26 protein-coding genes are annotated in these 25,816 nt (G+C 69.0%); 18 read left to right on the top strand and 8 right to left on the bottom strand.

Features of this window, described 5'->3' with window-relative positions:
* The first annotated feature begins 85 nt into the window (after nucleotides 1–85).
* Nucleotides 86–1,369 carry an NAD(P)/FAD-dependent oxidoreductase gene (locus NJQ99_RS06760; RefSeq protein ID WP_269332015.1) on the top strand — a complete coding sequence of 428 codons (1,284 nt, stop codon included), beginning with the start codon at nucleotides 86–88 and terminating at the stop codon, nucleotides 1,367–1,369.
* Between the two features lie 3 nt (nucleotides 1,370–1,372).
* Here NJQ99_RS06760 and NJQ99_RS06755 read toward each other — a convergent pair whose 3' ends face one another.
* The 3 genes from NJQ99_RS06755 to motA are packed head-to-tail and all read right to left on the bottom strand — an operon-like array spanning nucleotide 1,373 to nucleotide 3,658.
* Nucleotides 1,373–1,873, bottom strand: a complete 501-nt coding sequence (locus NJQ99_RS06755; RefSeq protein ID WP_269332014.1) for an RDD family protein — start codon at nucleotides 1,871–1,873, stop codon at nucleotides 1,373–1,375.
* A 58-nt stretch (nucleotides 1,874–1,931) separates the two neighbouring features.
* Entirely contained in the window at nucleotides 1,932–2,801 is an 870-nt protein-coding gene (locus NJQ99_RS06750; protein WP_269332013.1) for a flagellar motor protein MotB, read from the bottom strand.
* The gene (gene motA, locus NJQ99_RS06745) at nucleotides 2,798–3,658 is read right to left on the bottom strand and encodes a flagellar motor stator protein MotA (RefSeq protein WP_269332012.1); all 861 of its coding nucleotides are present in this window, start codon (nucleotides 3,656–3,658) and stop codon (nucleotides 2,798–2,800) included. The genes NJQ99_RS06750 and motA overlap by 4 nt, the downstream gene beginning before the upstream one ends.
* 246 nt (nucleotides 3,659–3,904) lie before the next feature.
* Between motA and NJQ99_RS06740 the strand changes: the two genes are divergently transcribed.
* A complete protein-coding gene (locus NJQ99_RS06740) occupies nucleotides 3,905–4,387 on the top strand; it encodes a flavin reductase family protein (RefSeq protein ID WP_269332011.1) in 483 nt (160 codons plus the stop codon).
* Nucleotides 4,388–4,406: 19 nt separating this feature from the next.
* Here NJQ99_RS06740 and NJQ99_RS06735 read toward each other — a convergent pair whose 3' ends face one another.
* On the bottom strand, nucleotides 4,407–6,854 hold the full coding sequence (locus NJQ99_RS06735) for a penicillin acylase family protein (RefSeq protein ID WP_269332010.1): 2,448 nt from the start codon (nucleotides 6,852–6,854) through the stop codon (nucleotides 4,407–4,409).
* A gap of 118 nt (nucleotides 6,855–6,972) precedes the next feature.
* Between NJQ99_RS06735 and NJQ99_RS06730 the strand changes: the two genes are divergently transcribed.
* Nucleotides 6,973–7,866 (top strand): NAD(P)-dependent oxidoreductase, encoded by an 894-nt coding sequence (locus NJQ99_RS06730; RefSeq protein ID WP_269332009.1) that lies wholly within the window; start codon nucleotides 6,973–6,975, stop codon nucleotides 7,864–7,866.
* Between the two features lie 22 nt (nucleotides 7,867–7,888).
* On the opposite strand, the gene NJQ99_RS06725 is transcribed toward NJQ99_RS06730, so the two are convergent.
* Together NJQ99_RS06725 and hemB are read right to left on the bottom strand one after the other, a co-directional pair.
* Complete coding sequence (locus tag NJQ99_RS06725; RefSeq protein ID WP_269332008.1) at nucleotides 7,889–8,050, bottom strand: DUF1328 domain-containing protein; 162 nt, start codon at nucleotides 8,048–8,050, stop codon at nucleotides 7,889–7,891.
* Nucleotides 8,051–8,265: 215 nt separating this feature from the next.
* Complete coding sequence (gene hemB, locus NJQ99_RS06720) at nucleotides 8,266–9,270, bottom strand: porphobilinogen synthase (RefSeq protein WP_269332007.1); 1,005 nt, start codon at nucleotides 9,268–9,270, stop codon at nucleotides 8,266–8,268.
* Nucleotides 9,271–9,425: 155 nt separating this feature from the next.
* On the opposite strand from hemB, the gene NJQ99_RS06715 reads away from it, so the two are divergent.
* Nucleotides 9,426–10,574 carry an isobutyryl-CoA dehydrogenase gene (locus NJQ99_RS06715; RefSeq protein ID WP_269332006.1) on the top strand — a complete coding sequence of 383 codons (1,149 nt, stop codon included), beginning with the start codon at nucleotides 9,426–9,428 and terminating at the stop codon, nucleotides 10,572–10,574.
* On the opposite strand, the gene NJQ99_RS06710 is transcribed toward NJQ99_RS06715, so the two are convergent.
* Nucleotides 10,571–10,801 (bottom strand): hypothetical protein, encoded by a 231-nt coding sequence (locus NJQ99_RS06710; RefSeq protein WP_269332005.1) that lies wholly within the window; start codon nucleotides 10,799–10,801, stop codon nucleotides 10,571–10,573. The two genes, NJQ99_RS06715 and NJQ99_RS06710, sit on opposite strands and share 4 nt — an antisense overlap.
* Before the next feature lie 170 nt (nucleotides 10,802–10,971).
* On the opposite strand from NJQ99_RS06710, the gene NJQ99_RS06705 reads away from it, so the two are divergent.
* Nucleotides 10,972–12,030, top strand: coding sequence for an enoyl-CoA hydratase/isomerase family protein (locus NJQ99_RS06705; protein ID WP_269332004.1), 1,059 nt, complete (start codon nucleotides 10,972–10,974; stop codon nucleotides 12,028–12,030).
* Between the two features lie 3 nt (nucleotides 12,031–12,033).
* Here NJQ99_RS06705 and NJQ99_RS06700 read toward each other — a convergent pair whose 3' ends face one another.
* A complete protein-coding gene (locus NJQ99_RS06700; RefSeq protein ID WP_269332003.1) occupies nucleotides 12,034–12,183 on the bottom strand; it encodes a hypothetical protein in 150 nt (49 codons plus the stop codon).
* Between the two features lie 74 nt (nucleotides 12,184–12,257).
* On the opposite strand from NJQ99_RS06700, the gene mmsB reads away from it, so the two are divergent.
* From mmsB to NJQ99_RS06635, 13 genes are all read left to right on the top strand, one after another.
* Nucleotides 12,258–13,157: a 3-hydroxyisobutyrate dehydrogenase gene (gene mmsB, locus NJQ99_RS06695; protein ID WP_269332002.1), complete on the top strand. Its 900-nt coding sequence runs from the start codon at nucleotides 12,258–12,260 to the stop codon at nucleotides 13,155–13,157.
* Between the two features lie 151 nt (nucleotides 13,158–13,308).
* A complete protein-coding gene (locus tag NJQ99_RS06690) occupies nucleotides 13,309–13,806 on the top strand; it encodes a MarR family winged helix-turn-helix transcriptional regulator (RefSeq protein ID WP_269332096.1) in 498 nt (165 codons plus the stop codon).
* A 276-nt stretch (nucleotides 13,807–14,082) separates the two neighbouring features.
* The gene (gene hemA / locus NJQ99_RS06685) at nucleotides 14,083–15,294 is read left to right on the top strand and encodes a 5-aminolevulinate synthase (RefSeq protein WP_269332001.1); all 1,212 of its coding nucleotides are present in this window, start codon (nucleotides 14,083–14,085) and stop codon (nucleotides 15,292–15,294) included.
* A 112-nt stretch (nucleotides 15,295–15,406) separates the two neighbouring features.
* Nucleotides 15,407–16,738: a serine hydroxymethyltransferase gene (glyA, locus tag NJQ99_RS06680; RefSeq protein WP_269332000.1), complete on the top strand. Its 1,332-nt coding sequence runs from the start codon at nucleotides 15,407–15,409 to the stop codon at nucleotides 16,736–16,738.
* A gap of 47 nt (nucleotides 16,739–16,785) precedes the next feature.
* Nucleotides 16,786–17,247, top strand: a complete 462-nt coding sequence (nrdR, locus tag NJQ99_RS06675) for a transcriptional regulator NrdR (RefSeq protein ID WP_269331999.1) — start codon at nucleotides 16,786–16,788, stop codon at nucleotides 17,245–17,247.
* Nucleotides 17,248–17,264: 17 nt separating this feature from the next.
* Nucleotides 17,265–18,368 carry a bifunctional diaminohydroxyphosphoribosylaminopyrimidine deaminase/5-amino-6-(5-phosphoribosylamino)uracil reductase RibD gene (gene ribD, locus NJQ99_RS06670; RefSeq protein WP_269331998.1) on the top strand — a complete coding sequence of 368 codons (1,104 nt, stop codon included), beginning with the start codon at nucleotides 17,265–17,267 and terminating at the stop codon, nucleotides 18,366–18,368.
* 45 nt (nucleotides 18,369–18,413) lie between these two features.
* Nucleotides 18,414–19,016 (top strand): riboflavin synthase, encoded by a 603-nt coding sequence (locus NJQ99_RS06665; RefSeq protein WP_269331997.1) that lies wholly within the window; start codon nucleotides 18,414–18,416, stop codon nucleotides 19,014–19,016.
* Nucleotides 19,013–20,170, top strand: a complete 1,158-nt coding sequence (gene ribB / locus NJQ99_RS06660) for a 3,4-dihydroxy-2-butanone-4-phosphate synthase (protein ID WP_269331996.1) — start codon at nucleotides 19,013–19,015, stop codon at nucleotides 20,168–20,170. The genes NJQ99_RS06665 and ribB overlap by 4 nt, the downstream gene beginning before the upstream one ends.
* Before the next feature lie 3 nt (nucleotides 20,171–20,173).
* A complete protein-coding gene (gene ribH / locus NJQ99_RS06655) occupies nucleotides 20,174–20,611 on the top strand; it encodes a 6,7-dimethyl-8-ribityllumazine synthase (RefSeq protein WP_269331995.1) in 438 nt (145 codons plus the stop codon).
* Complete coding sequence (gene nusB, locus NJQ99_RS06650) at nucleotides 20,608–21,123, top strand: transcription antitermination factor NusB (protein ID WP_269331994.1); 516 nt, start codon at nucleotides 20,608–20,610, stop codon at nucleotides 21,121–21,123. The genes ribH and nusB overlap by 4 nt, the downstream gene beginning before the upstream one ends.
* 18 nt (nucleotides 21,124–21,141) lie before the next feature.
* Nucleotides 21,142–22,158: a thiamine-phosphate kinase gene (thiL, locus tag NJQ99_RS06645; protein WP_269331993.1), complete on the top strand. Its 1,017-nt coding sequence runs from the start codon at nucleotides 21,142–21,144 to the stop codon at nucleotides 22,156–22,158.
* Between the two features lie 33 nt (nucleotides 22,159–22,191).
* Nucleotides 22,192–23,409 (top strand): MFS transporter, encoded by a 1,218-nt coding sequence (locus tag NJQ99_RS06640; RefSeq protein WP_269331992.1) that lies wholly within the window; start codon nucleotides 22,192–22,194, stop codon nucleotides 23,407–23,409.
* 183 nt (nucleotides 23,410–23,592) lie between these two features.
* Complete coding sequence (locus tag NJQ99_RS06635; protein WP_269331991.1) at nucleotides 23,593–25,683, top strand: sodium-translocating pyrophosphatase; 2,091 nt, start codon at nucleotides 23,593–23,595, stop codon at nucleotides 25,681–25,683.
* Nucleotides 25,684–25,816: the final 133 nt, after the last annotated feature.

Genomic DNA, 25,816 nt, shown 5'->3' with positions numbered 1-25,816 from the left:
TTCGGCTATGCCCCCGATCTGTCCCTGTCGCACGCGGCGCGTGTCCCGCTTGACCGCTTTGCACGCCGCTGTACGGTCACGCACCATGACCGCTGCCCCCTATCCAGATTCCTACTACGCCGCGAGCGTGAATCCATCCCCGGAAAGACCGGAGGCGGTTGGAGAAAGCCGCACCGACGTCTGCATCATCGGAGGCGGGCTCACCGGGCTGTCTGCAGCCCTGACGCTCGCCGAGGCGGGCATGGACGTGGTCCTGCTCGAATCGGCACGGGTGGGATGGGGCGCGTCGGGCCGCAATGGCGGACAACTCCTGCCGGGCGTGTCCTGCGGAGTAGACAAGGCGGAGAAGCTGGCAGGCCGCGAGGCGGCGGCGCGCCTGTGGGAGATGTCGCTCGAAGCGGTCGACCTGGTGCGGGAGCGGGCGGAGCGCTATGGCATCGCGTGCGAACTGACGCAGGGCTATGTCGAGGCGGCGGCGAAACCCGGCCATGTGAAGGGCCTCGAGACCTTCGCGCAGAAGATGGCTGCGGACTACGGCTACGACGGGTTCGCGATCCTGGGCCGCGAGGAGACGCGCGCCATGATCGCGAGCACAAGGTTCCATGGAGGGCTGTCCTGCCGGGACGGTTGGCACCTGCACCCGTTGAAACTGACGCAGGGCTATGCGCGCGCGGCGGAAGGGCTGGGCGTGCGCATCTTCGAGGGAAGCCGGGTGACGGCGGTACGGCGCGAGGGCGGGGGCTTCACTGTCGAGACGGCAGGCGCGCGCGTGAAGGCGGAGCATGTGCTGCTCGCCGGCAATGCCTATCAGGGAAACCTGGTCGCGCGGGCGCGGGCGAAGATCATGCCGTGCGCGAATTTCATCCTGGCGACGGAGCCGCTGGACCCTGCGCGATTCGGACCCGTGATCCCGGCGAACGTGTGCGTCGCGGACACGAACTTCGTGCTGGACTACTTCCGGCCGAGTGCGGATGGGCGGCTGCTGTTCGGGGGGATGGTCAGCTACTCGACCGCGACGCCCGCGGGCATGCCGCAGCGGCTGCGCCGGCGGATGGTGAAGACCTTTCCGCAGCTTGAAGAGGCGCGGGTGGAGTACCTGTGGGCGGGGATGCTGGCGATCACGGTCAACCGGCTGCCGAGCATCGGGCGGACGCCCGAGGGGATCTACTATGCGCAAGGCTTCTCGGGCCACGGGCTGGCGCTGACCAACATCGCGGGAAAGGCGGCCGCCGACGCCATGCTGGGAACGGCGGGCCGGTTCGACGTGTTCGCGAAGCTGCCGCAGCCGGATTTTCCGGGCGGGCGGCTCATGCGGCTGCCGATCCTCCTCGCGGTGTCGACCTGGCAGCGGCTGCGCGACCTGCTCTAGGGCTCAGCCGGGAAGACGGTTCACGACGACGACGCCGGTCAGCATGTCCTGCAGCGTCCGCCCGCGCGCGTCGAACAGCGCGATGAAGACGACGAGGAACGCGGTCAGCGTGCCAGAAATCCAGAAGATGAGAGGATGCGCAAGGCCGACGATCCAGGTGGCGCGGCCGCCGGTCGTCTCGAACATCTCCAGCCCCATGAGCCGCATGCCGGGGGTGGCGGACCACGGGCCGCCGATCGAGACCATGTGGTAGCCGAGGGCAATTGCCGGAAAGACGAGCCCGAAGGCGAGCCACGCGAGGCCGAGCGTCAGAAAGCCCATCACGAAGGTCGCCAGATAGCCCAGCAGAACCAGCACCGAGATCAGCACCACGTCGACGACGAAGGCGCCGATGCGCTTGGTGACGACCCCATCGTAGAGGTCGGGGCGCAGGTCGACATCGGTCAGTTCCGCCGCGGGACGCGCGCGGAAGCCGGGACCGGAGGCATGGGAATAGTCGCTCATGGACGCCAAGATGGGGTGCCCGGCGCACCACCGCAAGGCGAACGCGGCCCGTGGGGCTTCAGTCGAGCGGTGCGAACAGGGCGGCGGCGGAGGGGAGCACAGGCGGCTCGGTCAGCAACAGGATCGCGATGCGGGCGTCCCTCTGGCCGGAGGGCGTGCCGGATGGACGAGGATTGGAATCGCCCAGCGCCGAAACCTCCGCGATCCGGCCAGGTGCAAGACCGCCAGCAACGAGCGTGCGGCGGGCGTGGTCGGCGCGGATGGCGGACAGCGCCCAGGCGGACGGCTCTCCCGCAGCGGCATGACCCATGACGACAATGCGGTTCGGCAGGCGCCCCAGCAGGCCCGCTAGATGGGTGAGCAGGTTGCGGCCCGCTTCGGTGGGTTGGGAGGCGCCGGGTGCAAACATGGCCGCACCGTCCGGAGGCGCGAGGTCGAGGCGGACGCCGCGTGCGTGCTCGACGACGGAGATGGTGCCATCTCCGCCCGCGATCTCGGGCACGTCGGCGAGCGCGGACGAGAGCGCGGCGAGCGTCGTCTCGGCAAGCCGCGCCTCGCGCATCGCGGGACCCTCGCCGGGCCGTGCGCCGTCTGCCCGCTCGGGCGCGCCCACGGGGGCGACGGGAAAGCGCGGGCGCACCTCGACCGGCGGCTGGCCATCGCCGGCGACGGGACCCTCGGAGGTGGCGGAACGGCCGGCCAGCAGGCCGCCATAGCCACCTTGCGTCGCGGAAATCTGCGGCGGGGCGAAATAGTCCGCAATCCCGCGCTTCTGGTCGGGGCTGGAGGAGTGGACGAGCCAGAGCAGAAGGAAGAAGGCCATCATCGCCGTCACGAAGTCGGCATAGGCGATTTTCCAGACTGCCGCATGATAGCGCCGCCGCATCCGGCCGCGGCGCGGGGTGCGGTCGCGGGCGCGGGCGGTCATGCGGGCTGGACCTGGGCGGTCGCGTCCTCGACCTCCTGGAAGGTCGGGCGGACGTCGGACATCAGCGACTTGCGCGCGAACTCGACCGCGATGGCGGGCGAATAGCCCTGCACATGGGCGACGAGGGCGGCGCGGATCGCGTGGAGATACTTGGCCTCGGTCTCGTAGGTCGTGCGCAGCGCCGAGGCGACCGGGCCGATGAAGCCATAGGCGAGGAAAACGCCGAGGAAGGTGCCGACGAGGGCACCGCCGATGAGGCTGCCCAGCACCTCCGGCGGCTGGTCGATGGCGGCCATTGTCTTGATGACGCCGAGGACGGCGGCGACGATGCCGAGTGCGGGCGTGGCGTCGGCGACGGTCTGGATGGCGTTGACGATGCGCTCGTTCTCGGCCGTGTGGGTGTCGAGTTCCTCGTCCATCAGCGCCTCGATCTCGCCTGCGCGCGCCGAGCCGAGGGAGACGAGGCGCAGATAGTCGGTGAGGAAGGTCAGCGCGGCCGGATCGTCGCGGAAGTGGGGAAAGCGGGCGAAGAGGTCGGATGTCTCCGGCTGCTCGATGTGCTGTTCGAGCGCGAGCGGCCCCTTGGACCGCGCCATCCGGAAGATGGCGTAGAGCAGGCTCATCAACTCGAGGTAGCTGTCCTTGTCGTGGCGGGGGCCGCGCAAGAGGGTGCGGATCGCGGCGGGCATCGCGCGCAGCACGCTCCACGGGTTGCCGATGACGAAGGCGCCGACGGCCGCGCCGACGACAATCAGCGCCTCGAACGGCTGCCAGAGGACCATGAGATTGCCGCCCATGGCCATGAAGCTGCCGAGCACGCAGACGAACACGAAGACGGCGCCGATCAGCGGAAGCATGGGACGATCCGGTTCCTTCGACCTTCTGGCGAGCGTTCCCGGCCGGTGCCTGCGCCGCCATCCGCCGTGATGGATGAGCGAGGGGCAGGTGCACGGCCGGGCCGTTAACCTTTCGGCGAAGTTTCGCGCCCCGCCCGTTAAGGTCGGCTTAACGCTGCGGCGGAGATTGCCCCGGAGGGTATGCGCCCTATAAGGAGGGGCGAGACGCGGCCCCGTCCTTCCCCTGTCCGGAGTATACTGACGCCCATGACATTCGATGCGATGGATTTCCGCCGCGCGCTCGGCTGCTTTGCGACCGGTGTGACGGTCATCACGGCCCGGTCCGCAGGCGGAACGCCGGTGGGGATCACGGCCAACTCGTTCTCGTCGGTGTCGTTGGAGCCGCCGCTCGTGCTCTGGTGCCTGGACAAGGGGTCGGAGCGGTTTGCGCGCTTCGATGCAGCGGATCATTTCGCGGTCAACGTACTGGGCGCACACCAGCAGGATCTCTCCAGCGCGTTCGCAAGCTACGAGCACGACGCCTTTCCCGAAACGCCGGTCGAGACGTGGGAGACGGGCGCGCCGATCCTGACGGACACGCTCGCAAGCCTCGACTGCCGGATCGAGACCCGCGTCGATGCGGGCGACCACGTGGTCTATATCGGGCGCGTCCTCAGACTCGAGACGCGAGGCGACACGCCGCCGCTGCTCTATTTCCGCGGACGCTACGGCCACATCAAGGGCGCGTAAGGCTGCTGCCCGCGCCCCGCTATTGCGGCGGGGGCGGGGCGATCACGGTGACGCCCAGCGCGCCGGGGCGGTAGACCGCCGGGTCGGTCGTCATCGGCAGATATTCGCCCGCCGCCCAGCGCGCGGCCAGATCATCGTAATGGGCCGAGAACGGGTTGCCCGATTGCCCGGTGGTCTGCATGTGCAGGGACCGGTCGAGATCGGCGAGGTCGAACACCGAGCGGTAGCTGGCTGCGTGGACGTTCGCGAACGGCCGCTCCGACCCGAAGCGCAGGTCGCCGCGGTTCAGCGTGAAGGGGCCACCGGGCGAGGGCACGGCGATGTTGAAGAGGCCTCCGACATAGGGCAGGAGGCCGAGGGGCCGGTGCTCGGAAAAGGCCGCGTGCGCCACGCCCCACTGCCAGCGGGTCGGATCGTCGCCATAGCGCGCCTCGATATCTTCGAGCGCCCGGTCGAGGGCGGTGCGCAGCGCGTCCGCGCAGGTTTCCGTCACGGGCGTGGCGTCATCGTCGCACCAGGCGCGGCCCCCGCCACCGCGCAGGGAAAGAGACAGGGCATCCACCCTGGGACCCCTGAAAAGATCGTATAGCGTGCCGAGATCGTCTGCGTAGACAGCCGCCATCGCCTCGCGCAGCCAGGCCATGGCGATGAGCGGTTCGGCGGCCTGCGCGCTCATCCGTCCGTCCCAGGCGCTAAGGCGGGCAAGCGCATCCGCCACGCGGGGGTCGCCCGACTGCCCCGATGCGGCGGCTGCATCGATCATCAGCGGCACGAGATGGGCGAGCGCCAGGGAAACGTCGTCCATCTGGTAGGACTGGAAAGCCTCCAGCGAATGAATGGGGCGGCCGTTCAGAAGCGCGTGCAGGCGGTCTGCCCGCCAGGGCGCCTCCCAGTCGTGGCCGAGGAAGGCGCCGAAGGAGGGGCTGACGATCTTCTCGTTCGCCGTGGCGATGGCGCCCGACGCCGGGTTCACGGCCTGCGGCATGGCTTGCCGCGGGATCATGCCCTGCCAGTCGTAGACGGCCTCCCACCCTGGCACGGGCGCACGGCCGCGGACGGAGTTGGCCGGGTTGCGGCGCGGGACGAGGCCGGTAGAAACGAGACCGATGGTGCCCTCGGCATCGGCGTAGACGACGTTCTGCGGCGGCGCGCGGAACTTCGACATGGCAGCCACGAAGTCGCCGGCGTTGCGGGCGCGCATCGCCTCCAGCCCCGCCTCCATGGAGCGGTCGTCGTCGTCGAGCGCGGTCCATGCGAGCGCGAAGACATGCCCCTCCGGGGCAAGGCGCGCGATCTCCGGGTCGAGAATCGGCACCACGGGGCCGTGCCGGGTGCGCTTACGCTCTATCAGGCGGTCCTCGCCCCCGCGCACCGAGATGCGGACGGTGTCGGTCTCGAACGCGCGCCAGCCGTCCGGCGTGAGGTATTGCGAAGGATCGGCGGGGTTCACCTTCTCGACGAAAAGGTCCTGCACGTCCGCGCCGTGGTTCGTGAAGCCCCAGGCAACACGGTCGGTCCGGCCCAGCACGATCAGCGGCGTGCCGGCGAGCGAGGCGCCGATGGCCTCGCCCGCGGGGCCGTACTCGCCGCCGGGGAAGGTCAGGTGCGCGAGGTACCAGAGCGCGGGTGCAGTCAGCCCCAGGTGCGGGTCGTTCGCAAGCAGTGGCTTGCCGGTGACGCTGCGCGCGCCCGAGACGACCCAGTTGTTCGACGCCCCCTCGAAACGCGCAAGATCGGGCAGGGCGGAGACGTCGACCGTGCGCGGAAGGGGGTAGAGGGAGGCGAGGTCGGGCAGGGCAAAGGGCTCGTCGCCTGGATAGGGGGGCAGAAGCTCCTCGACCTCGGCGGGCGTGAAGCGCGTGGCGAGCGCGTAGCGCAGAAGCTCGCTCGACACGTTCTTCGACAGGCCGATGGCCATCGCCTTGACGATCACGAGGCTGTCGGCGGGGGTCCACGGCTCCGGCACATGGCGGAGGATGATGAATTCCGGCGGCAGGCGCGGCTCGAACAGGCCCGTCGGACGCTCGATCCAGGCGTTCACGCCGGCGGCATAGGCATCGAGGATGCGCCGCGTCTCCGGCTCAAGAAAGGCGATGGAGCGGGTCGCATGTCCGTAAAGGTCGAGCGTGCGCAGATAGATGTCCGCGGCGACGGTGCGCTCCCCGAAGATCTCCGACAGGCGGCCCTGGCCTGCGCGCCGCGACAGTTCCATCTGCCAGAGCCGGTCCTGCGCGTGCGCGAACCCGAGGGCAAAGAAGACGTCTGCGTCGCTCTCCCCCGAGATGTGGGGCACGCCGTCGCGGTCGCGCACGATGGTCACCGGGGCGGACACGGCCTCGGCAGCATAGCGGCCTTCCCAGGACGGGACCGTCTGGCGCAGCCACAGATAGCCCGCGCCCGCGACGATCACCGCGAGCACGAGGACCAGGCCGACGATACGGAACATCCAGCGGAGAAGAAGGCGCATGTGGTTGGGGCTTTCCTGGGAAGCGTGCGTCGGGGCGGTTGGTGGATCGTGGCAGGGCGTCTATAACACCACAAGAACAGGGCATAAGCCACGCGCACGCGGCACGGAAGGGGACGGCATGGCAACGGCAGCTTTCATCGGTCTGGGCGTCATGGGGTATCCGATGGCGGGGCATCTCGTCCGGAAGGGCGGGTACGACGTCCGTGTTTATAACCGAACCCATGCGCGCGGGGATAAGTGGGTGGCGGAATATGGCGGCAAGGCCTTCCGCACCCCGGCCGAGGCCGCGGAGGGCGCGGATATCGTCTTCGCCTGCGTGGGCGCCGACGACGACGTGCGCGCGGTCACGACAGGTCCCGACGGCGCGTTCCAGGCAATGAAGGGTGATGCGATCTTCGTCGATCACACGACGGCGAGCGCGGACGTGGCGCGCGAATGCCACGCCGCGGCGCGGGAGAAGGGCCTGCATTTCATCGATGCGCCCGTCTCCGGCGGGCAGGCGGGGGCCGAGAACGGCGTGCTGACGGTCATGTGCGGCGGCGACGAGGCTGCGTTCGACCGGGCGAAACCGGCCATCGACAGCTTCGCACGCTCCTGCGTGCTGCTGGGCGGGCCGGGCTCGGGCCAGCTGTGCAAGATGGTCAACCAGATCTGCATCGCGGGTGTGGTGCAGGGACTGTCGGAGGCGCTGAGCTTCGGGCGGGCCGCGGGGCTCGACTGCGAGAAGGTGGTGGAGGTGATCTCCAAGGGCGCGGCCCAGTCCTGGCAGATGGAAAACCGCTACAAGACGATGCTGCAGGACAAGTTCGACTTCGGCTTCGCGGTCGACTGGATGCGCAAGGACCTCGGCATCTGCCTGGCGGAAGCGCGGCGCAATGGCTCCACGCTGCCGATGACCGCGGCGGTCGACCAATTCTACGGCGACGTGCAGAACATGGGCGGCGGGCGGTGGGATACCTCGTCGCTCTTCGCCCGCCTCGAAGCGATGCGGACGAAGGGCGGCAAGGCGTAGGGACGCTGCTTCGGGCGCCGGATCAGACGCGTCGGCGTCCGAAGAGCGCGAACACGACCGCGAGCACGATCCCGACGACGAACAGGATCCACGCGATCTGCATCGAGAGTCCCGCGACGCCGCCAGCGCCGAGCGCCATGGCGACAAGCGCGAGGATCAGGAACATCAGGGCCCATCCGAACATGCGTGCCTCCGTGGGTTACCGACGGCGTGCAGGTGCCGTCCGGGCAGGAGAACGCGCGGGGCAGCGGGCGGGTTCCTGAAGCGGGGCGCGCCGCTGGAGGCGCGGTCCGTGCGCTCTCGGCGCGCGGCGGTGTTCATGGATCCCCGGGACAAGCCCGGGGATGACGGGAGACAGGGCCAGGGAGACGGATGGGGGGTGCGGTTGGGGCTGCGGCCTCAGCCCTTGCGTAGGAGTTGCGCAGCCTCGATCGCAAAATAGGTGAGGATCCCGTCGCAGCCCGCGCGCCGGAAGGCGGTGAGGCTTTCGAGGATCGTGCGCTCCCGCTCAAGCCAGCCGTTCCCGATGGCGCCGGCGAGCATCGCGTACTCCCCCGACACCTGGTAGGCGTAGGTGGGGACGGCGAACGTCTCCTTCACGCGGCGGCAGACGTCGAGATAGGGCATGCCGGGCTTCACCATCACCATGTCGGCGCCCTCCTGCAGGTCGAGGGCGACCTCGCGCAGGGCCTCGTCGGTGTTGCCGGGGTCCATCTGGTAGGTGCGCTTGTCGCCGATCAGCGCCTTGCGCGTGCCGATGGCGTCGCGGAACGGGCCGTAGAAGGCGGAGGCGTACTTCGCCGCATAGGACATGATCCGGACATGGGCGAACCCGCCCTCGTCGAGGGCGGCGCGGATCGCGCCCACGCGCCCGTCCATCATGTCGGAGGGCGCGATGATGTCGCAGCCGGCGGCGGCCTGCACGAGGGCCTGGGTGACCAGCACCTCGACCGTCTCGTCGTTCACGATCTCCGCCCCGCGCATCAGGCCGTCGTGGCCGTGGCTCGTATAGGGGTCGAGGGCGACGTCGGTCAGCACGCCGATGTCCGGCACCTCCCGCTTGATCGCGCGGGTCGCCTGGCAGACGAGATTGTCGCCGTTGACGGCCTCGGTACCCTGCTCGTCCTTCACCGCGGGGTCGGTGTAGGGGAAGAGCGCGACGCACGGGATGCCGAGGTCGCGGGCGGCGGCGACAGCCTCGACCGCGCGGTCGACGGAGAGGCGCGCAACGCCCGGCATGGAGGCAATCGGCTCCGACACGCCCTTGCCGTCCACAACGAACAGCGGCCAGATAAGGTCGTCGGCCGACAGCCGCACCTCGCGCACCAGGCGGCGCGACCAGTCGTCGGCACGGTTGCGCCGCATCCTCACGGTCGGGTAGGAGCCCGAAACGAACGTCTTCATGTCTGCCCTCTGTCCTCGGCGGGAGCCAGCCTAGACGATGGGCCGGCGCTCTGCCAATTGCGGGAAGCATGCCCGGGCGATAGGTTCAAGCCCAATCGACGCATGGGTGCGCCCCGCCGGGCGGGCGCGAACCGCAACGCAGGGACGAGGACGCCATGGATTTCGCACTTTCCGAGGAGCAGCAGGCCATCCAGGACATGGCCCGGTCGTTCGCCGAGGAGAAGCTTGCCCCCTACGCGATGGAGTGGGACCAGACCGGGCACTTCCCCGCCGACGTGGTGCGGGAGGCGGCGACGCTCGGCATGGCGGGCATCTATGTGCGCGACGACGTGGGCGGGTCGGGGCTGGGGCGCCTCGACGCGGCGCTGATCTTCGAGGCGCTGTCCTATGGCGACCCGTCGATCGCGGCCTTCATCTCGATCCACAACATGTGCGCCTGGATGATCGACCGCTTCGGGGAGGAGGAGCAGCGGCAGGAATGGCTGCCCGCACTCACCTCCATGGAGAAGATCGCGAGCTATTGCCTGACCGAGCCGGGGTCGGGGTCGGACGCCGCCGCGCTGAGGACGAAGGCGGAGCGGGACGGCGACGAATACGTGCTGAAGGGGGCGAAGGCCTTCATCTCCGGGGGCGGCGTGTCTGACGTCTATGTCGTGATGTGCCGCACGGGCGGGGAGGGGCCGTCGGGCGTCTCCACCGTGATCGTGCCGGACGGGACGGAGGGGCTCTCGTTCGGTGCGAACGAGAAGAAGATGGGCTGGAACGCGCAGCCGACCGCGCAGGTCAATTTCGACGGCGCGCGCGTGCCGTTGAAGAACCGCATCGGCAAGGAAGGCGACGGCTTCAAGTTCGCCATGGCGGGCCTCGACGGCGGGCGGCTCAACATCGCGGCGTGCTCGCTGGGCGCGGCGCAGTCCGCGCTCGACAAGGCGGTCGCCTACATGCACGACCGCAACGCCTTCGGAAAGCCGCTGACGGCGTTCCAGGCGCTTCAGTTCAAGATCGCCGACATGGAGACGGAGTTGCAGGCCGCGCGCACGCTGCTCTACCAGGCGGCGTGGAAGCTCGACAACAAGACGCCGGACGCGACCAAGTTCTGCGCCATGGCCAAGCGCTTCGTCACCGACACCGGCTTCCGCGTCGCCAACGAGGCGCTGCAGATCCACGGCGGCTACGGCTATCTGAAGGACTATGGCGTGGAGAAGATCGTCCGCGACCTGCGCGTGCACCAGATCCTTGAAGGCACCAACGAGATCATGCGGGTGATCGTGGCGCGGGCGATGCTGGGCCGGAACGCCGCCTAGTCGAACAGGTCCTCGAGATCGTCGAACAGGTCCTCGAGCCGCTTGAGGAAATGCTTCGGGCGGCGGGTCTTGCGGCTGGGTGCTTCGGGCTCCCGGCGCTCGGCGTGGGGTGCGGGCTGCGGGGCCGTGACCGGCTGGACCGGGTGGGGGTGGGGACGCAGCGGCGCGCTGCACCCCTCGCACCGCATCTCGTAGCGCTTGACCCGCTTGAGGTCGACATAGGCCACCGAAGCGCAGTAATCACATCTGACTTTCAGGTGGTGGCCGGGCATCTGGACGCTTTCCTCGGTTCTCTGGGCACTGCGCTCCCCGAGGGAAGTATGCGTCCGGCGGCCTGACACAAGATGAACGGCGGGCAGGAAAATGACCCGTCACGGCTTTTCGAAGGAGGGATTGCATGACCGAGGACCTGATCGTGCGGCGCGAGGGGGCGGCCGGACGGATCACGCTCAACCGCCCGAAGGCGCTCAACTCGCTGACGCTCGACATGGTGCGCGGGATGCAGAAGGCGCTCGACGCCTGGCGCGACGATCCCGAGGTTCGCATCGTGCTGATCGACGGGGCGGGCGAGAAGGCGTTCTGCGCGGGCGGCGACATCCGCCGCCTGTGGGAAAGCGCGCGCGACAAGGACGGCCATGCGGAAACCTTCTGGCGGGAGGAATACATCCTCAACGCCGCGATCAAGCGCTATCCCAAGCCCTATGTCGCGCTGATCGACGGGATCACGATGGGCGGGGGCGTGGGCGTCTCGGCCCACGGCTCGCACCGGGTGATGACGGAGCGGACGATGTTCGCCATGCCGGAAACGGGCATCGGCTTCTTTCCCGACGTGGGCGGCACGCACCTGCTCTCGCACCAGCCGGGCGAGGTGGGGACCTATCTCGCGCTCACGGGCGCGCGGCTGAAGGGCGCGGACGTGATCTACGCGGGCGGGGCCGACGCGATGGTCGACGCCGCCGCCATCGAGACCCTGGCGGGCGAGCTGTGCGCCGCGGCCTACACCGCGGCCGCGCACGAGGAGGTGGACGCGATCCTCGACGCGCACGCCATCGACCCGGGCCTTGCGCCGCTGGGCGACGTGAAGCCCGCGATCGACCGCTGCTTCGCCTTCGACCGGATGGAGGACATCCTCGCCGCGCTGGAGACGGAGGAGAGCGAATTCGCCGCCGAGACGCTCAAGACCCTCGGCCAGAAGTCGCCTACGGGGCTGAAGCTGACGCTCGCGGGGCTGAGGCGCGCGCGGGCGCAGTCGCTGGAGACGGCGCTGACGATGGAGCTGCGCATGTCGGTGCGCTGTCTCGACAGCCACGACTTCTCCGAAGGCATCCGCTCGGTCGTCGTGGACAAGGACCACGCGCCGAAGTGGAACCCGCCGACCGTGGCGGAGGTCGAGGACGCGGCGATCGAGGCGTTCTTCGCGCCGCTGGGAGAGGGGCGCGACCTCAGCTTCGGCTGAGGGTCAGTCGCCGCCGCCGCCGTCGCCGCCGCAGTCGCCGTCGTTGTCCCAGCCGACGCCGAAACCGATTTCGGTGCCGGTGGCGCGCAGGATGACGAGAAGCACGACGGCAATCCCGCCGCCGAACAGAAGAAAGGTGAGGGCACCATCCATCGTGGAGTTCCTTGGACGCTACGCGATGGCCTATGCTCCCGCCAAAGTCGAAACAAAGCCTTAGGGAGGAACGCATGTCCAATATCGCATTCATCGGCCTCGGCAACATGGGCGGCCCGATGGCCGGCAATTTGGTCAAGGCCGGGCACACGGTCCGCGGCGCCGACCTCGTCGCGGAAAACCGCGAGCGGGCGGTCGCGCGCGGGATCGAGGTGGCCGCCGACACCGCCGCCGCCATCGACGGCGTGGACGTCGTCTGCTCCTGCCTGCCGAACGGGCCGGTGGTGCGGAAGGTCTATTTGGGCGAGGGCGGCGTGCTGGCGAAACTCGCGCCCGGCACCGTGGTGATCGACGCCTCGACCATCGACGTCGACAGCGCCCGCGCGGTCCACGCCGAGGCGGAAGCGCGCGGCATCCACTTCGTCGACGCGCCCATGTCGGGCGGCACCGGCGGGGCGGAGGCGGGCACGCTGACCTTCATGGTGGGCGGTCCGGATGCAGCGGTCGCCGCCGCGCGGCCCTATCTGGAGGCGATGGGCAAGACGGTCGTCCACGCGGGCGGGCCCGGCACGGGGCAGGCGGCCAAGATCTGCAACAACATGATCCTCGGCATCTCCATGATCGGCGTGTCGGAGGCGTTCGTCCTGGCGGAGAAGCTGGGCCTCGACCACCAGAAGCTGTTCGACATCTCGTCCAAGGCGTCCGGGCGGTGCTGGTCGCTCGACACCTATTGCCCGGTACCGGGCCCCGTGCCGGCAAGCCCCGCCAACCGCGACTACCAGCCTGGCTTCTCGGCGGCCATGATGCTGAAGGACCTGCGGCTTGCGCAGGAGGCGGCGCAATCCTCGGGCGCATCGACCCCGCTCGGCGCCGAAGCCGCCCAGATCTACGGCATATTCGACGCGATGGGGGGTGGCGACATCGACTTCTCGGGCATCATCCGCTTTCTGAGGGGAGAGCCGCCGCGCACCTGACCGGAGTGTCCGGAATCCGTCGAAAATTTACCGCTTGTTAGACCTAAAGCTGCACACTTGCGTCATCTTATTCAGTGAACGCGACGTGTCGGTACCTGTCGCGCGGGGGTCAAGCAAGAGGACGCCAAACATGGCAGCGGTTGCGGAGCACATGGCGCTCGACGGTGACATGAACAAGGATGACAAGACGGCGTTGAAGCAGCAGTATCTGGACGCGCTCGCCTATGTGGAGCGGCTCCACCGACTGCTGCTCGACGTCATCAAGGACGAGCTGGACAGGCTCGGCCGCGGCGACATCAACAGCGTGCAGGCCCTTCTCCTGTTCAACATCGGCGAAAGCGAACTGACCGCGGGCGAACTGAAGACGCGCGGCTACTACCAGGGCTCGAACGTTTCCTACAACCTGAAGAAGCTGGTGGAATCCGGCTATATCCACCACCAGCGCTCGGAGATCGACCGCCGGTCGGTCCGCGTCAGCCTGACCGAGCGCGGCAAGGAGGTGTCCCGCATCGTGGATGCGCTCTACGAGCGGCACGTGGGCGACATGCTCACCAAGCAGATCGCGGACGCGGGTCAGATGAGCCGCCTCAACGACATGTTCCGCGACATGGAACGCTTCTGGTCGGACCAGATCCGCTACCGCTACTGACGCCTCGCCGAGGGCGCAGACCCAATCGAGATCGGGCCGGTGCCGCAGGGGCGCCGGCCCTTTTCGCATGTGCGCCGTCGCGCGGCTTGATTCAGGTCATGGCGGTTGCGACAAGCAAACGCATGTCATGGGCGCGTTTTTGCGATAGTGATCCGTGCAGGCGGCCGGACCTGATAGAAAGGCCGTCTGCGCATGCGGATGTGACGTGGGAGAAACGGGCGCATGCGGACCTTCGAGACTTCGGGTACGGGTTTCCAGGATCGGGCGGACAGGGCCATGGATTACGATCGCATCTTCGCGGACCGGATCGAGGGGCTGAAGCGGGAAGGGCGTTACCGCGTCTTCGCCGACATCCTGCGCGCCCGCGGCCGCTTCCCGCACGCGACCCTCAAGACGCCGGAGGGCGAGCGCGAGATCGTGGTCTGGTGCTCCAACGACTATCTCGGCATGGGCCAGCACGCGGACGTGATCGCGGCGATGGAGGGCGCGCTGTCGGGCGCGGGCGCGGGCTCGGGCGGCACGCGCAACATCTCCGGCACGACGCGATTCCACGTGGAACTCGAGGGCGAACTGGCCGACCTGCACGGCAAGGAGGCGGCGCTGCTCTGCACCTCCGGGTTCGTTGCGAACGAGGCCGCGCTCTCCACGCTGGGCAAGATCCTGCCGGGCTGCATCATCTTCTCCGACGCGCTGAACCACGCCTCGATGATCGAGGGGATCCGCCACGCGGGTTGCGAGAAGCACGTCTTCCGCCACAACGACCTCGCGCACCTCGAAGAGTTGCTGCGCGCCGCCCCCGCCGGCCGGCCGAAGGTCGTGGCGTTCGAGAGCGTCTATTCCATGGACGGTGATATCGCCCCCATCGGCGCGATCTGCGACCTGGCGCGGAAGTACGGCGCGCTGACCTATCTGGACGAGGTGCACGCGGTCGGCATGTACGGCGCGCGCGGCGGCGGCATTTCCGAGCGTGACGGCGTGCAGGACAAGGTCGACATCATCGAGGGCACGCTCGCCAAGGCCTACGGTCTCGTCGGCGGCTATGTCGCGGGCAGCGCGGCCTTCATCGACGTGGTGCGCAGCTTCGCGCCGGGCTTCATCTTCACGACCTCGCTTCCGCCCGTGATCACCGCGGGCGCGCTGGCGAGCGTGCGGCACCTGAAGGTCAGCCAGGCGGAGCGGGAGCGGCATCAGGAACGGGCCGCGACGCTGAAACACAAGCTGGCCGAAGCGGGCCTGCCCGTGATGATGAGCGAGAGCCACATCGTCCCCGTGATGGTCGGCGATCCGGTGCGTTGCAAGGCGCTGTCCGATGCGCTTCTGACCGACCACGGCATCTATGTGCAGCCGATCAACTACCCCACCGTGCCGCGCGGGACGGAGCGTCTGCGCTTCACACCCTCGCCCTTGCACGACGACGGTCTGATGGACCGTCTGGTGGAGGCGCTGGGCGACGTCTGGACCCGGATCGGCGTCGCCGACGCGGCGTGACGCCGCGCGAGGCAGTCTTTCCCGTCAGCAGCGTTGAAAGCGAGGGGCGCTTGCGGTAATCCCGCAGGCGCCGAACGGTTTTCCTTTTCCTCCGTGAGAAAGGCCAGTGCCGATGACCGCGCCCGCTTCCTCTTCCAGCGCCGCCGCTTCCCGTCCCGCCAACGAGGGGGTCACCCCGTCGGGCTTCTTCACCACCCCGCTTGCCGAGCGCGATCCCGCGCTGGCCGCCGCCATCGGCGACGAGTTGGGCCGTCAGAAGAACCAGATCGAGCTGATCGCGTCGGAGAACATCGTCAGCCGCGCGGTGCTGGAGGCGCAGGGCTCGGTCCTGACCAACAAGTACGCCGAGGGCTACCCCGGCCGGCGCTACTACGGCGGCTGCGAATATGTCGACGTGGCGGAGGAACTGGCCATCGCGCGCGCGAAGGAACTGTTCGGCTGCGCCTACGCCAACGTCCAGCCCCATTCGGGCGCGCAGGCGAACCAGGCGGTGTTCCTCGCGCTGCTGCAGCCGGGCGACACCTTCCTCGGCCTCGATCTCGCCGCGGGCGGGCACCTGACGCACGGCGCGAAGGTCAACCAGTCCGGCAAATGGTTCAACGCGGTAAGCTACGGCGTGACGCCGGACGAGAACCGGCTCGACTACGACGCGGTGGAGCGGCTGGCGCGCGAGCACAAGCCGAAGCTCATCATCACCGGCGGCTCGGCCTATCCGCGCGAGATCGACTTCGCCCGCTTCCGCGCCATCGCGGACGAGGTGGGCGCGTACTTCATGGTCGACATGGCGCACTTCGCAGGGTTGGCGGCGACCGGCGCCTATCCGAGCCCGATCCCCCATGCCCACGTCTGCACGACGACCACGCACAAGACGCTGCGGGGCCCGCGCGGCGGCATGATCCTGTCGAACGACGAGGCGCTGGGCAAGAAGTTCAACTCCGCGGTATTCCCCGGCTTGCAGGGCGGTCCGCTGATGCACGTCATCGCCGCCAAGGCGGTCGCTTTCGGCGAGGCGCTGACGCCGGAATTCGGCGCCTACACCCGCGCCGTGGTCGAGAACGCGCGCGCCATGGCCGCCCGCCTCGTGGAGCACGGCTTCGCCATCACCACGGGCGGCACCGACTGCCACCTGATGCTGGTCGACCTGCGTCCCAAGGGCCTGACCGGCAATGTGGCGGAAGAGGCGCTCGACCGCGCCGGCATCACCTGCAACAAGAACGCGATCCCCTTCGACCCGGAAAAGCCGATGGTCACCTCGGGCATCCGTCTCGGCACGCCGGCGGGCACGACGCGCGGCTTCGGCGTCGCGGAGTTCCGCCAGGTGGCCGACTGGATCGACGAGGTGCTGACCGCGGCCGCCAAGGCGGGAGGAGAGGCGCCGGAGGTCGAGAAAAAGGTCCGGGCGGAGGTCCAGGCGCTCTGTGACCGGTTCCCCATCTATCGGTGAGGCGCTAACGTCACTGCCCTAGATGTGGGGGGTGATTCGGGGGTCACATGCGCTGTCCGTTCTGCGGCAATGACGATACGCAGGTGAAGGATTCGCGGCCGACGGAGGATAACTCCGCCATCCGCCGGCGGCGTTTCTGCCCGGCCTGCGGCGCGCGCTTCACGACGTTCGAGCGGGTGCAGCTGCGCGAGCTGATGGTCGTGAAGCGGCACGGACGGCGCGCGCCCTTCGACCGCGACAAGCTGATGCGCTCGATCCAGATCGCCATGCGCAAGCGCCCGGTCGAGCCGGAACGGGTGGAGCGGCTGGTCAACGGCATCGTCCGCCGCCTCGAAAGCATGGGCGAGACCGACATCGACAGCCAGCTCATCGGCGAGATCGTGATGGAGGGGCTGGCGAGCCTCGATGCCGTCGCCTATGTCCGGTATGCGAGCGTTTACAAGAACTTCCGCGAGGCCAAGGATTTCGAGGCCTTCATCGGGGGCTTGAGCGGCGAGCAGGACGACTGAGCGGGGAGGGGCCTGCCATGGCCGACGCCGACCGCCGTCACATGGCCCACGCGCTGGGGCTCGCCCGGCGCGCGCTGGGGCAGACCGCGCCCAATCCCGCCGTCGGATGCGTCCTCGTCAACCACGGGCACATCGTGGGGCGCGGCTGGACCGCTGCGGGCGGGCGCCCCCATGCGGAGACGCGCGCGCTTGAGCAGGCGGGGGCGGCCGCACCCGGCGCCACGGCCTATGTCACGCTCGAACCCTGTGCCCATGTCGGCAAGACGCCTGCGTGTGCTGCCGCGCTGATCGAGGCGGGGGTGTCGGCCTGCCTCGTCGCCGCGCGCGACCCGGACCCCCGCGTGAACGGGCAGGGCATCGCCATGCTGCGCGAGGCGGGCGTCGCGGTGCGCGAGGGTGTGCTGCACGACGAGGCCGAGGCGCTCAACCGCGGCTTCTTCACCCGCGTGATCGAGGGGCGCCCGATGGTCACGCTGAAACTCGCGACCTCGCTCGACGGGCGGATCGCGGCACGCACGGGCGACAGCCGCTGGATCACGGGGGAGGCAGCGCGGGCGCGCGCGCACCTGCTCAGGGCCGAGCATGACGCGATCATGGTCGGCAGCCAGACTGCCATTCTCGACGATCCCGAACTGACCTGCCGGATTCCGGGGCTCGAGGACCGCTCGCCCGTCCGCGTGATCGTGGACGGGCGCCTGCGCCTGCCGCTGACGGCCAGGCTGGTGCAGACCGCGGCGAGGGTGCCGACGCTGCTGTTCACCCGTTCCGATGCCGATCACCTGCGCGCCGCGGCGTTCGAGCAGGCGGGCGTCGACCTGATCCGTCTCTCCGACGGTCCCGACGGGATGATCGACCTGGGCGAGGCGCTGCAGGCGCTGGGGCGGCGCGGCCTGACCCGCGTGCTGGTGGAGGGCGGCAGCCGCCTCGCCGCCGCGCTTCTGGCAGCCGGTCTCGTCGACGAGGTTGCGTGGTTCACCGCGCCCGCGCTGCTCGGCGGCGACGCGGTTCCGGCGCTCGAGGGGCTGGGGCTCGACCGGGTCGCGGATGCCGTGCGCCTGGCGCAGACCGGCCTTGAACGTCTGGGCGAGGACGTGCTGGCAACCTATGTGCGAACGCGTTAAGACACGCGGACGGACCGCTGAGGTCCGCGGGCACGAAGGGATGCGATGTTCACTGGGCTGATCACCGACGTGGGGGAGGTCGTCTCGCTCGAGCAGCGGGGCGACACGCGCGTGCGCATCGCCTGCGGCTATGAGGCGGGCGGCATCGAGATCGGCGCCTCCATCGCCTGCAACGGCGCTTGCCTGACGGTGGTCGCCAAGGGGCGGGAGAACGGCCGGACCTGGTTCGACGTGGATGTCTCGGCCGAGACCCTGTCGAAGACCTCGCTCGGCACCTGGGCGCCGGGATCGCGCGTCAACCTGGAGCGCAGCCTGAAGGTCGGCGACGAGATCGGCGGCCACATCGTCTCCGGCCATGTCGACGGCACGGCGGAGGTCGTCTCGATCGCGCGCGAGGGGGATTCGATCCGCTATCGCTTCCGCGTGCCGGCGGGGCTGAAGAAATTCATTGCGCCGAAGGGCTCGGTCGCGCTCGACGGCGTGTCGCTGACCGTGAATGAGGTCGAGGACGACGTGTTCGGCGTCAACATCATCCCGCACACGCAGGCGCGCACCACGTTCGGCACGCTGTCGGAAGGCGCGCGCGTGAACCTGGAGGCCGACGTGCTCGCCCGCTATGTCGCCCGCCTGACGGAGCTGACCGGATGAGCGATACCGACGCGACCGCCCCGGAGATGAGCGCGGAGGAGATGCACGCCGCGCTCTCGCCCATCGAGGACATCATCGAGGACATGCGCAACGGGCGCATGGTGGTTCTCGTGGACGCCGAGGACCGGGAGAACGAGGGCGACCTCGTCATCCCCGCCCAGATGGCGACGCCCGACGCGATCAACTTCATGGCGCGCTTCGGGCGCGGTCTGATCTGCCTGTCGCTGACGCGGGAGCGGGCGGACGCGCTCGACCTCAACCTGATGAGCCCGCGCAACGGCACGCGCCACCAGACCGCCTTCACAGTTTCGATCGAGGCGCGCGAGGGCGTATCCACCGGCATTTCCGCCCACGACCGGGCGCGCACCATCGCAGTCGCCATCGACCAGACGAAGGGGCCGCAGGACATCGTGACGCCGGGCCACGTCTTCCCGCTGGTCGCGCGCGACGGCGGGGTGCTGGTGCGTGCGGGCCACACGGAAGCGGCGGTCGACCTCGCGCGGCTCGCGGGCCTCAACCCGGCGGGCGTGATCTGCGAGATCATGAACGACGACGGCACGATGGCCCGCCTGCCGGACCTCGTCGCCTTCTCGCGCGTGCACGGCATCCGGATCGGCACCATCGCCGACCTGATCGCCTATCGCCGCCGCCACGATCACCTGATGAAGCGCGTGCGCGAATCCGACGTGACCGTGCCGGGCCTCGGATCGGCGCGGATGATCGTCTATGCGAACACGGTCGAATATGCCGAGCATGTGGCGCTGGTGAAGGGCGACATCAGCGTCGGCGGGCCGGTGCTCGTGCGGATGCACGCGAGCACGGTGTGCGACGACCTGCTCGGCCTCGGGGGCGAGACGCGCGGGCGCATGCTGCACGATGCGCTGGCGGAGATCGGGCGCGAGGGGCGGGGCGTCTGCGTCATCCTGCGCGACACGCGCCCCGATGCGGTGACCGCCTATCTCGGCCGCAAGGAGACGGGCGTCTCCGACCAGCCGCGCATGTTGCGCGAATATGGCGTGGGCGCGCAGATCCTGCTCGACCTCGGCATCCGCGAGATGGAGCTTCTGACCAACTCCCCGGCGCAGAGCCTGGTGGCGCTCGACGGCTACGGCCTGACGGTGCACGGGCGGCGCACCATTCCCGCAGGATCCTGACCCATGAGCGAGACCCCGCGCGCCCTGATCGTCGAGGCGCGGTTCTACGAGCACATCTCCGACGGCCTGGCCGAAGGCGCCATCGCCGCGCTTGAGGCTGCGGGATGCACGGTTGCGCGCAAGGCGGTGCCGGGCGCGCTGGAGATCCCCGCCGCGATCGCGCTGGCCGCGGACACGGGCTCCTACGATCTCTTCGTCGCGCTCGGCTGCGTGATCCGGGGCGAAACCTATCATTTCGAGATCGTGGCGGGCGAGAGCGCACGCGGCCTGATGACGCTCGGCATCGACTATGGTCTTGCCATCGGCAACGGCATCCTGACCGTCGAGAACGGCGACCAGGCGTGGGTGCGCGCCGATCCGAAGCAGAAGAACAAGGGTGGCGAGGCGGCGGAGGCCGCGCTCGCCCTGTGGCGTCTGAAACAGGAGTACGCGTCCGTATGAGCGCCGAGGCCGGCAAGAAGGAAGGCAGCACGCGCGACCGGCGCGGCAAGGGTGCGCGCGCCCGCAGCGCGGCGCGTCTCGCCGCCGTGCAGGCGCTCTACCAGATGGACCTCGCGGGCACGCCCGTCGACCGGGTCGTGAGCGAGTTCGAGACCTACCGCTTCGGTGCGGAGGGCGACGACGGCACGCTGGAGGAGGCAGACCCCGTACACTTCGGCACGGTGGTGCATGGCGTGGTCGAACGGCAGACGGAGATCGACCGCCTCGTCAACGGCGTACTGGCGGAGGGCTGGCCGCTGACCCGCATCGACGCGACCCTGCGCGCGCTGTTCCGCGCTGCCGCGTTCGAGTTGGTTGCCATGCGCGAGGTGCCCGTGCGCGTCGTGATCAGCGAATATCTCGACGTGGCCCACGCCTTCTACGACGGCGACGAGCCGGGCTTCGTCAATGGCGTGCTCGACGCGATCGCGCGCAAGAAGGGGCTCGTCGGCACGCCAGGCGAGGCCGGCTGAGACCTGGGGGAGGGCTGCATGAGCGCAGACGAGGCGCCGGGCAAGCCCCCGCACACCGCTGGCGAGTTTGACCTGATCGCGCGGCATTTCGCGCCGCTGGCGAAGGATATGCCAGGCACATTCGGCCTGCTCGACGACGCCGCTGCCATCGCTCCGCCGCCGGGCTGCGACCTGGTGCTGACCAAGGACGCGATGGTCGCGGGCGTTCATTTCCTCCCCGACGACGATCCCGCGGACGTGGCCGCGAAGCTTCTGCGCGTGAACCTGTCGGATCTCGCCGCCAAGGGCGCGCGTCCCTACGGCTACCTGCTCGCAACCTCCTGGCCGCACGGCACGCCCGAGGCGACGGTCGCCCGCTTTGCGTCAGGGCTGGCGGCGGACCAGTCACGCTATGGCATCGGCCTGCTGGGGGGCGACACGACGGCGACGCCGGGGCCGCTGACGCTCAGCCTGACGGCCATCGGCCTCGTGCCCGCGGGGGGCATGGTCCGGCGGGGCGGAGCGAGGCCGGGCGATGTCGTCGCGGTGACAGGAACCATCGGGGATGCCGCCCTGGGCCTGCGGGTGCGGCAAGGCACGCTCGGCGGACTCGCCGGGGGCCATGCGGGGGCTCTGCGCACCGCCTATCTCCTCCCCCAGCCGCCGGTTGCTTTCGGGCCTGCGCTCGTGGGCCGTGCCCATGCCGCGCTGGATGTCTCCGATGGGCTTGTCGCCGACCTCGGTCACATGGCGAAGGCATCGGGCGTGCGCATCGTGGTGCGCATGGATTGTGTCCCATTATCGGACGCCGTCCGTGCAGCCCTGTCCTGCGGTGCCGCGGAATTGACCGAGGTACTGACCGGGGGGGATGATTACCAGATCGCGTTTTCTGCATCTAAAAGTAATTTCAATGTATTAGAGGCAGACGCTGCGCGATGCGGAGTGGGCGTGACGGCCATCGGCGAGATTGCCGGAGCGGGTGCGCCCGCGGTCGAGGTGCTGGATGAGAGCGGCCGTGCGATGAAGTTCTTGCGCGAAGGTTACACGCATGTCTAAAATCGGGACATGTCGTGTTGTAGCGTGTCCATTATGACGGCATCTGCCGCGTTCGACGAAGTCGACGACGCGAAGGCGCGCCGCAACGCCGTCTTCCTGTCGATGTCCCAGGCGCTCTACGGGATCGTCGTCACCACGCAGATCACGCTCGGCGGCCTGGCGGGGGCGATGCTTGCGCCGCCGGGGGGAGAGCGGCTCGCAACCCTGCCCATCTCCCTGATGATGCTGGCCAACGCCCTGACCGTCATCCCGATGGCCATGCTGATGCGCCGGTACGGGCGGCGTGCGGGCTTCCTGGTAGGGGCGTTCTCCGCCGTGATCTTCGCCGTCGTCGCCGCGGATGCCATCGCGCGCGGTTCCTTCTGGCAGTTTACCTTCGCCGCCCTTCTGCTCGGCGTTTACCAGGCGACCGCAGGCTACTATCGCTTCGCCGCCGCCGACACAGCCAGCGCGGCGTTCAAGCCCAAGGCCATCGCCTGGGTCATGGGCGGCGGCGCCATCGCCGCCCTGCTCGGCCCGGAGATGGTGAAAGTCACCAAGGATCTGTTCCTGCCGGTGCAGTTCATGGGTGCCTATGTGGCGCTTGCAGGCGTCTCGCTGCTGTCGATCGCGGTGGTGGCGCTCGTCAACATTCCGCCCCTGCCGGCGGCGGTGCGCGCGAAGTCCGGGCGCCCGATCCTGGAGATCATGAGCCAGCGCAGCTTTATCGTGCCCGCCGTGTGCGCAATGATTTCCTATGGCCTGATGAACCTCGTGATGACGGCGACACCGCTGGCGATGGTGGCGTGTGGCCTCTCGGTCAACGACGCGGCGTTCGTGGTGCAGTGGCATGCCTTCGCCATGTTCGCGACCAGCTTCGTGACGGGGCACATCATCGCCCGTTTCGGGGCGCCGCGCGTGATCGCAGCGGGGCTTCTGCTGCTGGCGGCGTGCGGCGTCGTGGTGCTGAGCGGACTTGAGCTGGAGCATTTCTGGGTCGGTCTCTTCCTGCTCGGGCTCGGCTGGAACTTCGGCTTCATCGGCGCAACGACCCTGCTGACCGAGTGCTATCGGCCGGAGGAGCGGGCCAAGACCCAGGCCGCCAACGACTTCCTCGTGTTCGGCACCGTGACGCTCGCCTCCTTCCTCTCCGGCAACCTGTTCTTCGCGAGCGGGTGGGAGACGATTGCGGTCGTGCTCTTCCCCTTCGTGGCGGTGGCGCTGGCCGCGCTCGGCTGGTACGTGCTGACCGGCGCGCGCCGGCCGGCCTGAGATCGGGGCAGGGGCGGCTTCCGCCGCCCCGAGTTTTCTTGAGTTTTCGGCAGGCCCTTTATACAAGGGCCAATCGCGCGGACCCCCGGCCGCGCCGCGACTCGCAATGGAAGACATCAAGGGGGGAAAGGCCGGCGGAACCGGGGCGGTCCGTGCCTTTGCCGAGAAGAGTGGGGATATCCGATGGGAACGGGACTGATCGTCGTGATCCTGTGCGGTCTCGCCGCGGTCGCCTATGGCGTCGTGACGAGCCGTGCGGTGCTTTCGGCGGATGCCGGAAGCGAGCGGATGCGCGCCATTGCGGGCGCCATCCAGGAAGGGGCGAGCGCGTATCTGAAGCGCCAGTACACGACGATCGCGGTCGTCGGCGTCATCATCTTCGTGCTGGGCTTCTTCGTGCTCGGCTGGGAAACGACGGTCGGCTTCGCGATCGGCGCCGTGATGTCGGGGGCTGCAGGCTTCATCGGCATGAACGTGTCGGTGCGGGCCAATGTGCGCACGACGCAAGGCGCGGCGACGGGCGGCCTTGCCCGCGGCCTCGACATCGCGTTCAAGTCGGGCGCGGTCACGGGCATGCTGGTGGCTGGTCTCGCGCTGCTCTCCATCGCCGTCTATTTCGCGATCCTTCTTGCGGCCGGCAACGAGCCGGGCTCGCGCTCGGTCGCGAACGCGCTGATCGGCCTGGCGTTCGGCGCCTCGCTGATCTCGATCTTCGCCCGTCTCGGCGGCGGCATCTTCACCAAGGGCGCGGACGTCGGCGCCGACCTCGTCGGTAAGGTCGAGGCCGGCATCCCCGAGGACGACCCCCGCAACCCCGCCGTCATCGCGGACAACGTCGGCGACAACGTCGGCGACTGCGCCGGCATGGCGGCCGACCTGTTCGAGACCTATGTCGTGACCGTCGGCGCGACGATGGTGCTCGCATCGATCATCTTCAACCTGTCGCCGGGCCTCGGAGACCTCATGCTGCTGCCGCTGCTGATCGGCGGCGTGTGCGTGATCACCTCGATCATCGGCACCTATTTCGTCAAGCTGGGCGCCAGCCAGTCGATCATGGGCGCGCTCTACAAGGGCTTCATCGCCACGGCGGTGCTGTCGGTTCCGGCGATCCTGATCGCGATCTGGGCGACGGTCGGTTTCGATGAGGCCTTCACCCATGGCGCGACGAGCTTCACCGGCTGGTCGCTCTTCGCCTGCGCCATGGCGGGCCTGATCGTCACGGGCCTCATCATCGTCATCACGGAGTACTACACGGGCACCGACTATCGTCCGGTACGCTCCATCGCCAAGTCGTCCGAGACCGGTCACGGCACGAACGTGATCCAGGGCCTTGCCGTGTCGATGGAGTCGACCGCGCTTCCGGCCATCGTGATCGTGGTCGGCATCCTCGTCACCTATGCGCTGGCCGGTGTCTACGGGATCGGTATCGCGGTGACAGCGATGCTGGCACTGGCGGGCGTGGTCGTCGCGCTGGACAGTTTCGGTCCCGTCACGGACAACGCCGGCGGCATCGCCGAGATGGCGGAGCTCGACAGCAAGGTGCGCGAGACGACGGACGCGCTCGACGCGGTCGGCAACACCACGAAGGCCGTGACGAAGGGCTATGCGATCGGTTCGGCGGGCCTCGGTGCGCTGGTGCTCTTCGCGGCCTATACGGAGGACCTGAAGTTCTACTTCGCCGACGTGGACGTGAACTTCTCGCTCTCCAGCCCCTATGTCGTGGCCGGCCTGCTGATCGGCGGCCTGCTGCCCTATCTCTTCGGCGCCATGGGCATGATGGCCGTCGGCCGTGCGGGCGGTGCCGTGGTCGAGGAGGTGCGCCGGCAGTTCCGCGAGAAGCCGGGCATCATGCAGGGCACCGACAAGCCCGACTATGCGCGCTGCGTCGACATGCTGACGAAGGCCGCGATCAAGGAGATGGTGGTGCCCTCGCTGCTGCCGCTGCTCTCCCCGATCGTGGTGTTCTTCGTGATCGACGCGGTGGGCGGACGCGGTGCGGCCTTCTCCGCACTTGGCGCCATGCTGCTCGGCGTGATCGTGACGGGCCTGTTCGTCGCGCTCTCCATGTGCTCGGGCGGCGGTGCCTGGGACAACGCCAAGAAGTACATCGAGGACGGCCATCACGGCGGCAAGGGGTCCGAGGCGCACAAGGCCGCGGTCACTGGCGACACCGTGGGCGACCCCTACAAGGACACTGCGGGTCCGGCCGTCAACCCGATGATCAAGATCACCAACGTGGTGGCGCTGCTGCTTCTGGCTGCGCTGTCGCACTGACGCGGGCGGGGGCGGGTCCCGTTTGACGGGCGCCCGCCCTTCCGCGCCGATACGAGCAAACAAAACGCCGCGCCTGGGCATCCCCGGCGCGGCGTTCTCGTCTCTTCTGTCGTGCGTGGCGCCCGGCGAGGCC

It is taken from the genome of Futiania mangrovi (assembly GCF_024158125.1).
Classification (GTDB): domain Bacteria; phylum Pseudomonadota; class Alphaproteobacteria; order Futianiales; family Futianiaceae; genus Futiania; species Futiania mangrovi.
Note: the sequence above shows the minus strand (reverse complement) of the source record. Positions and strands in the feature narration are given on the sequence as shown.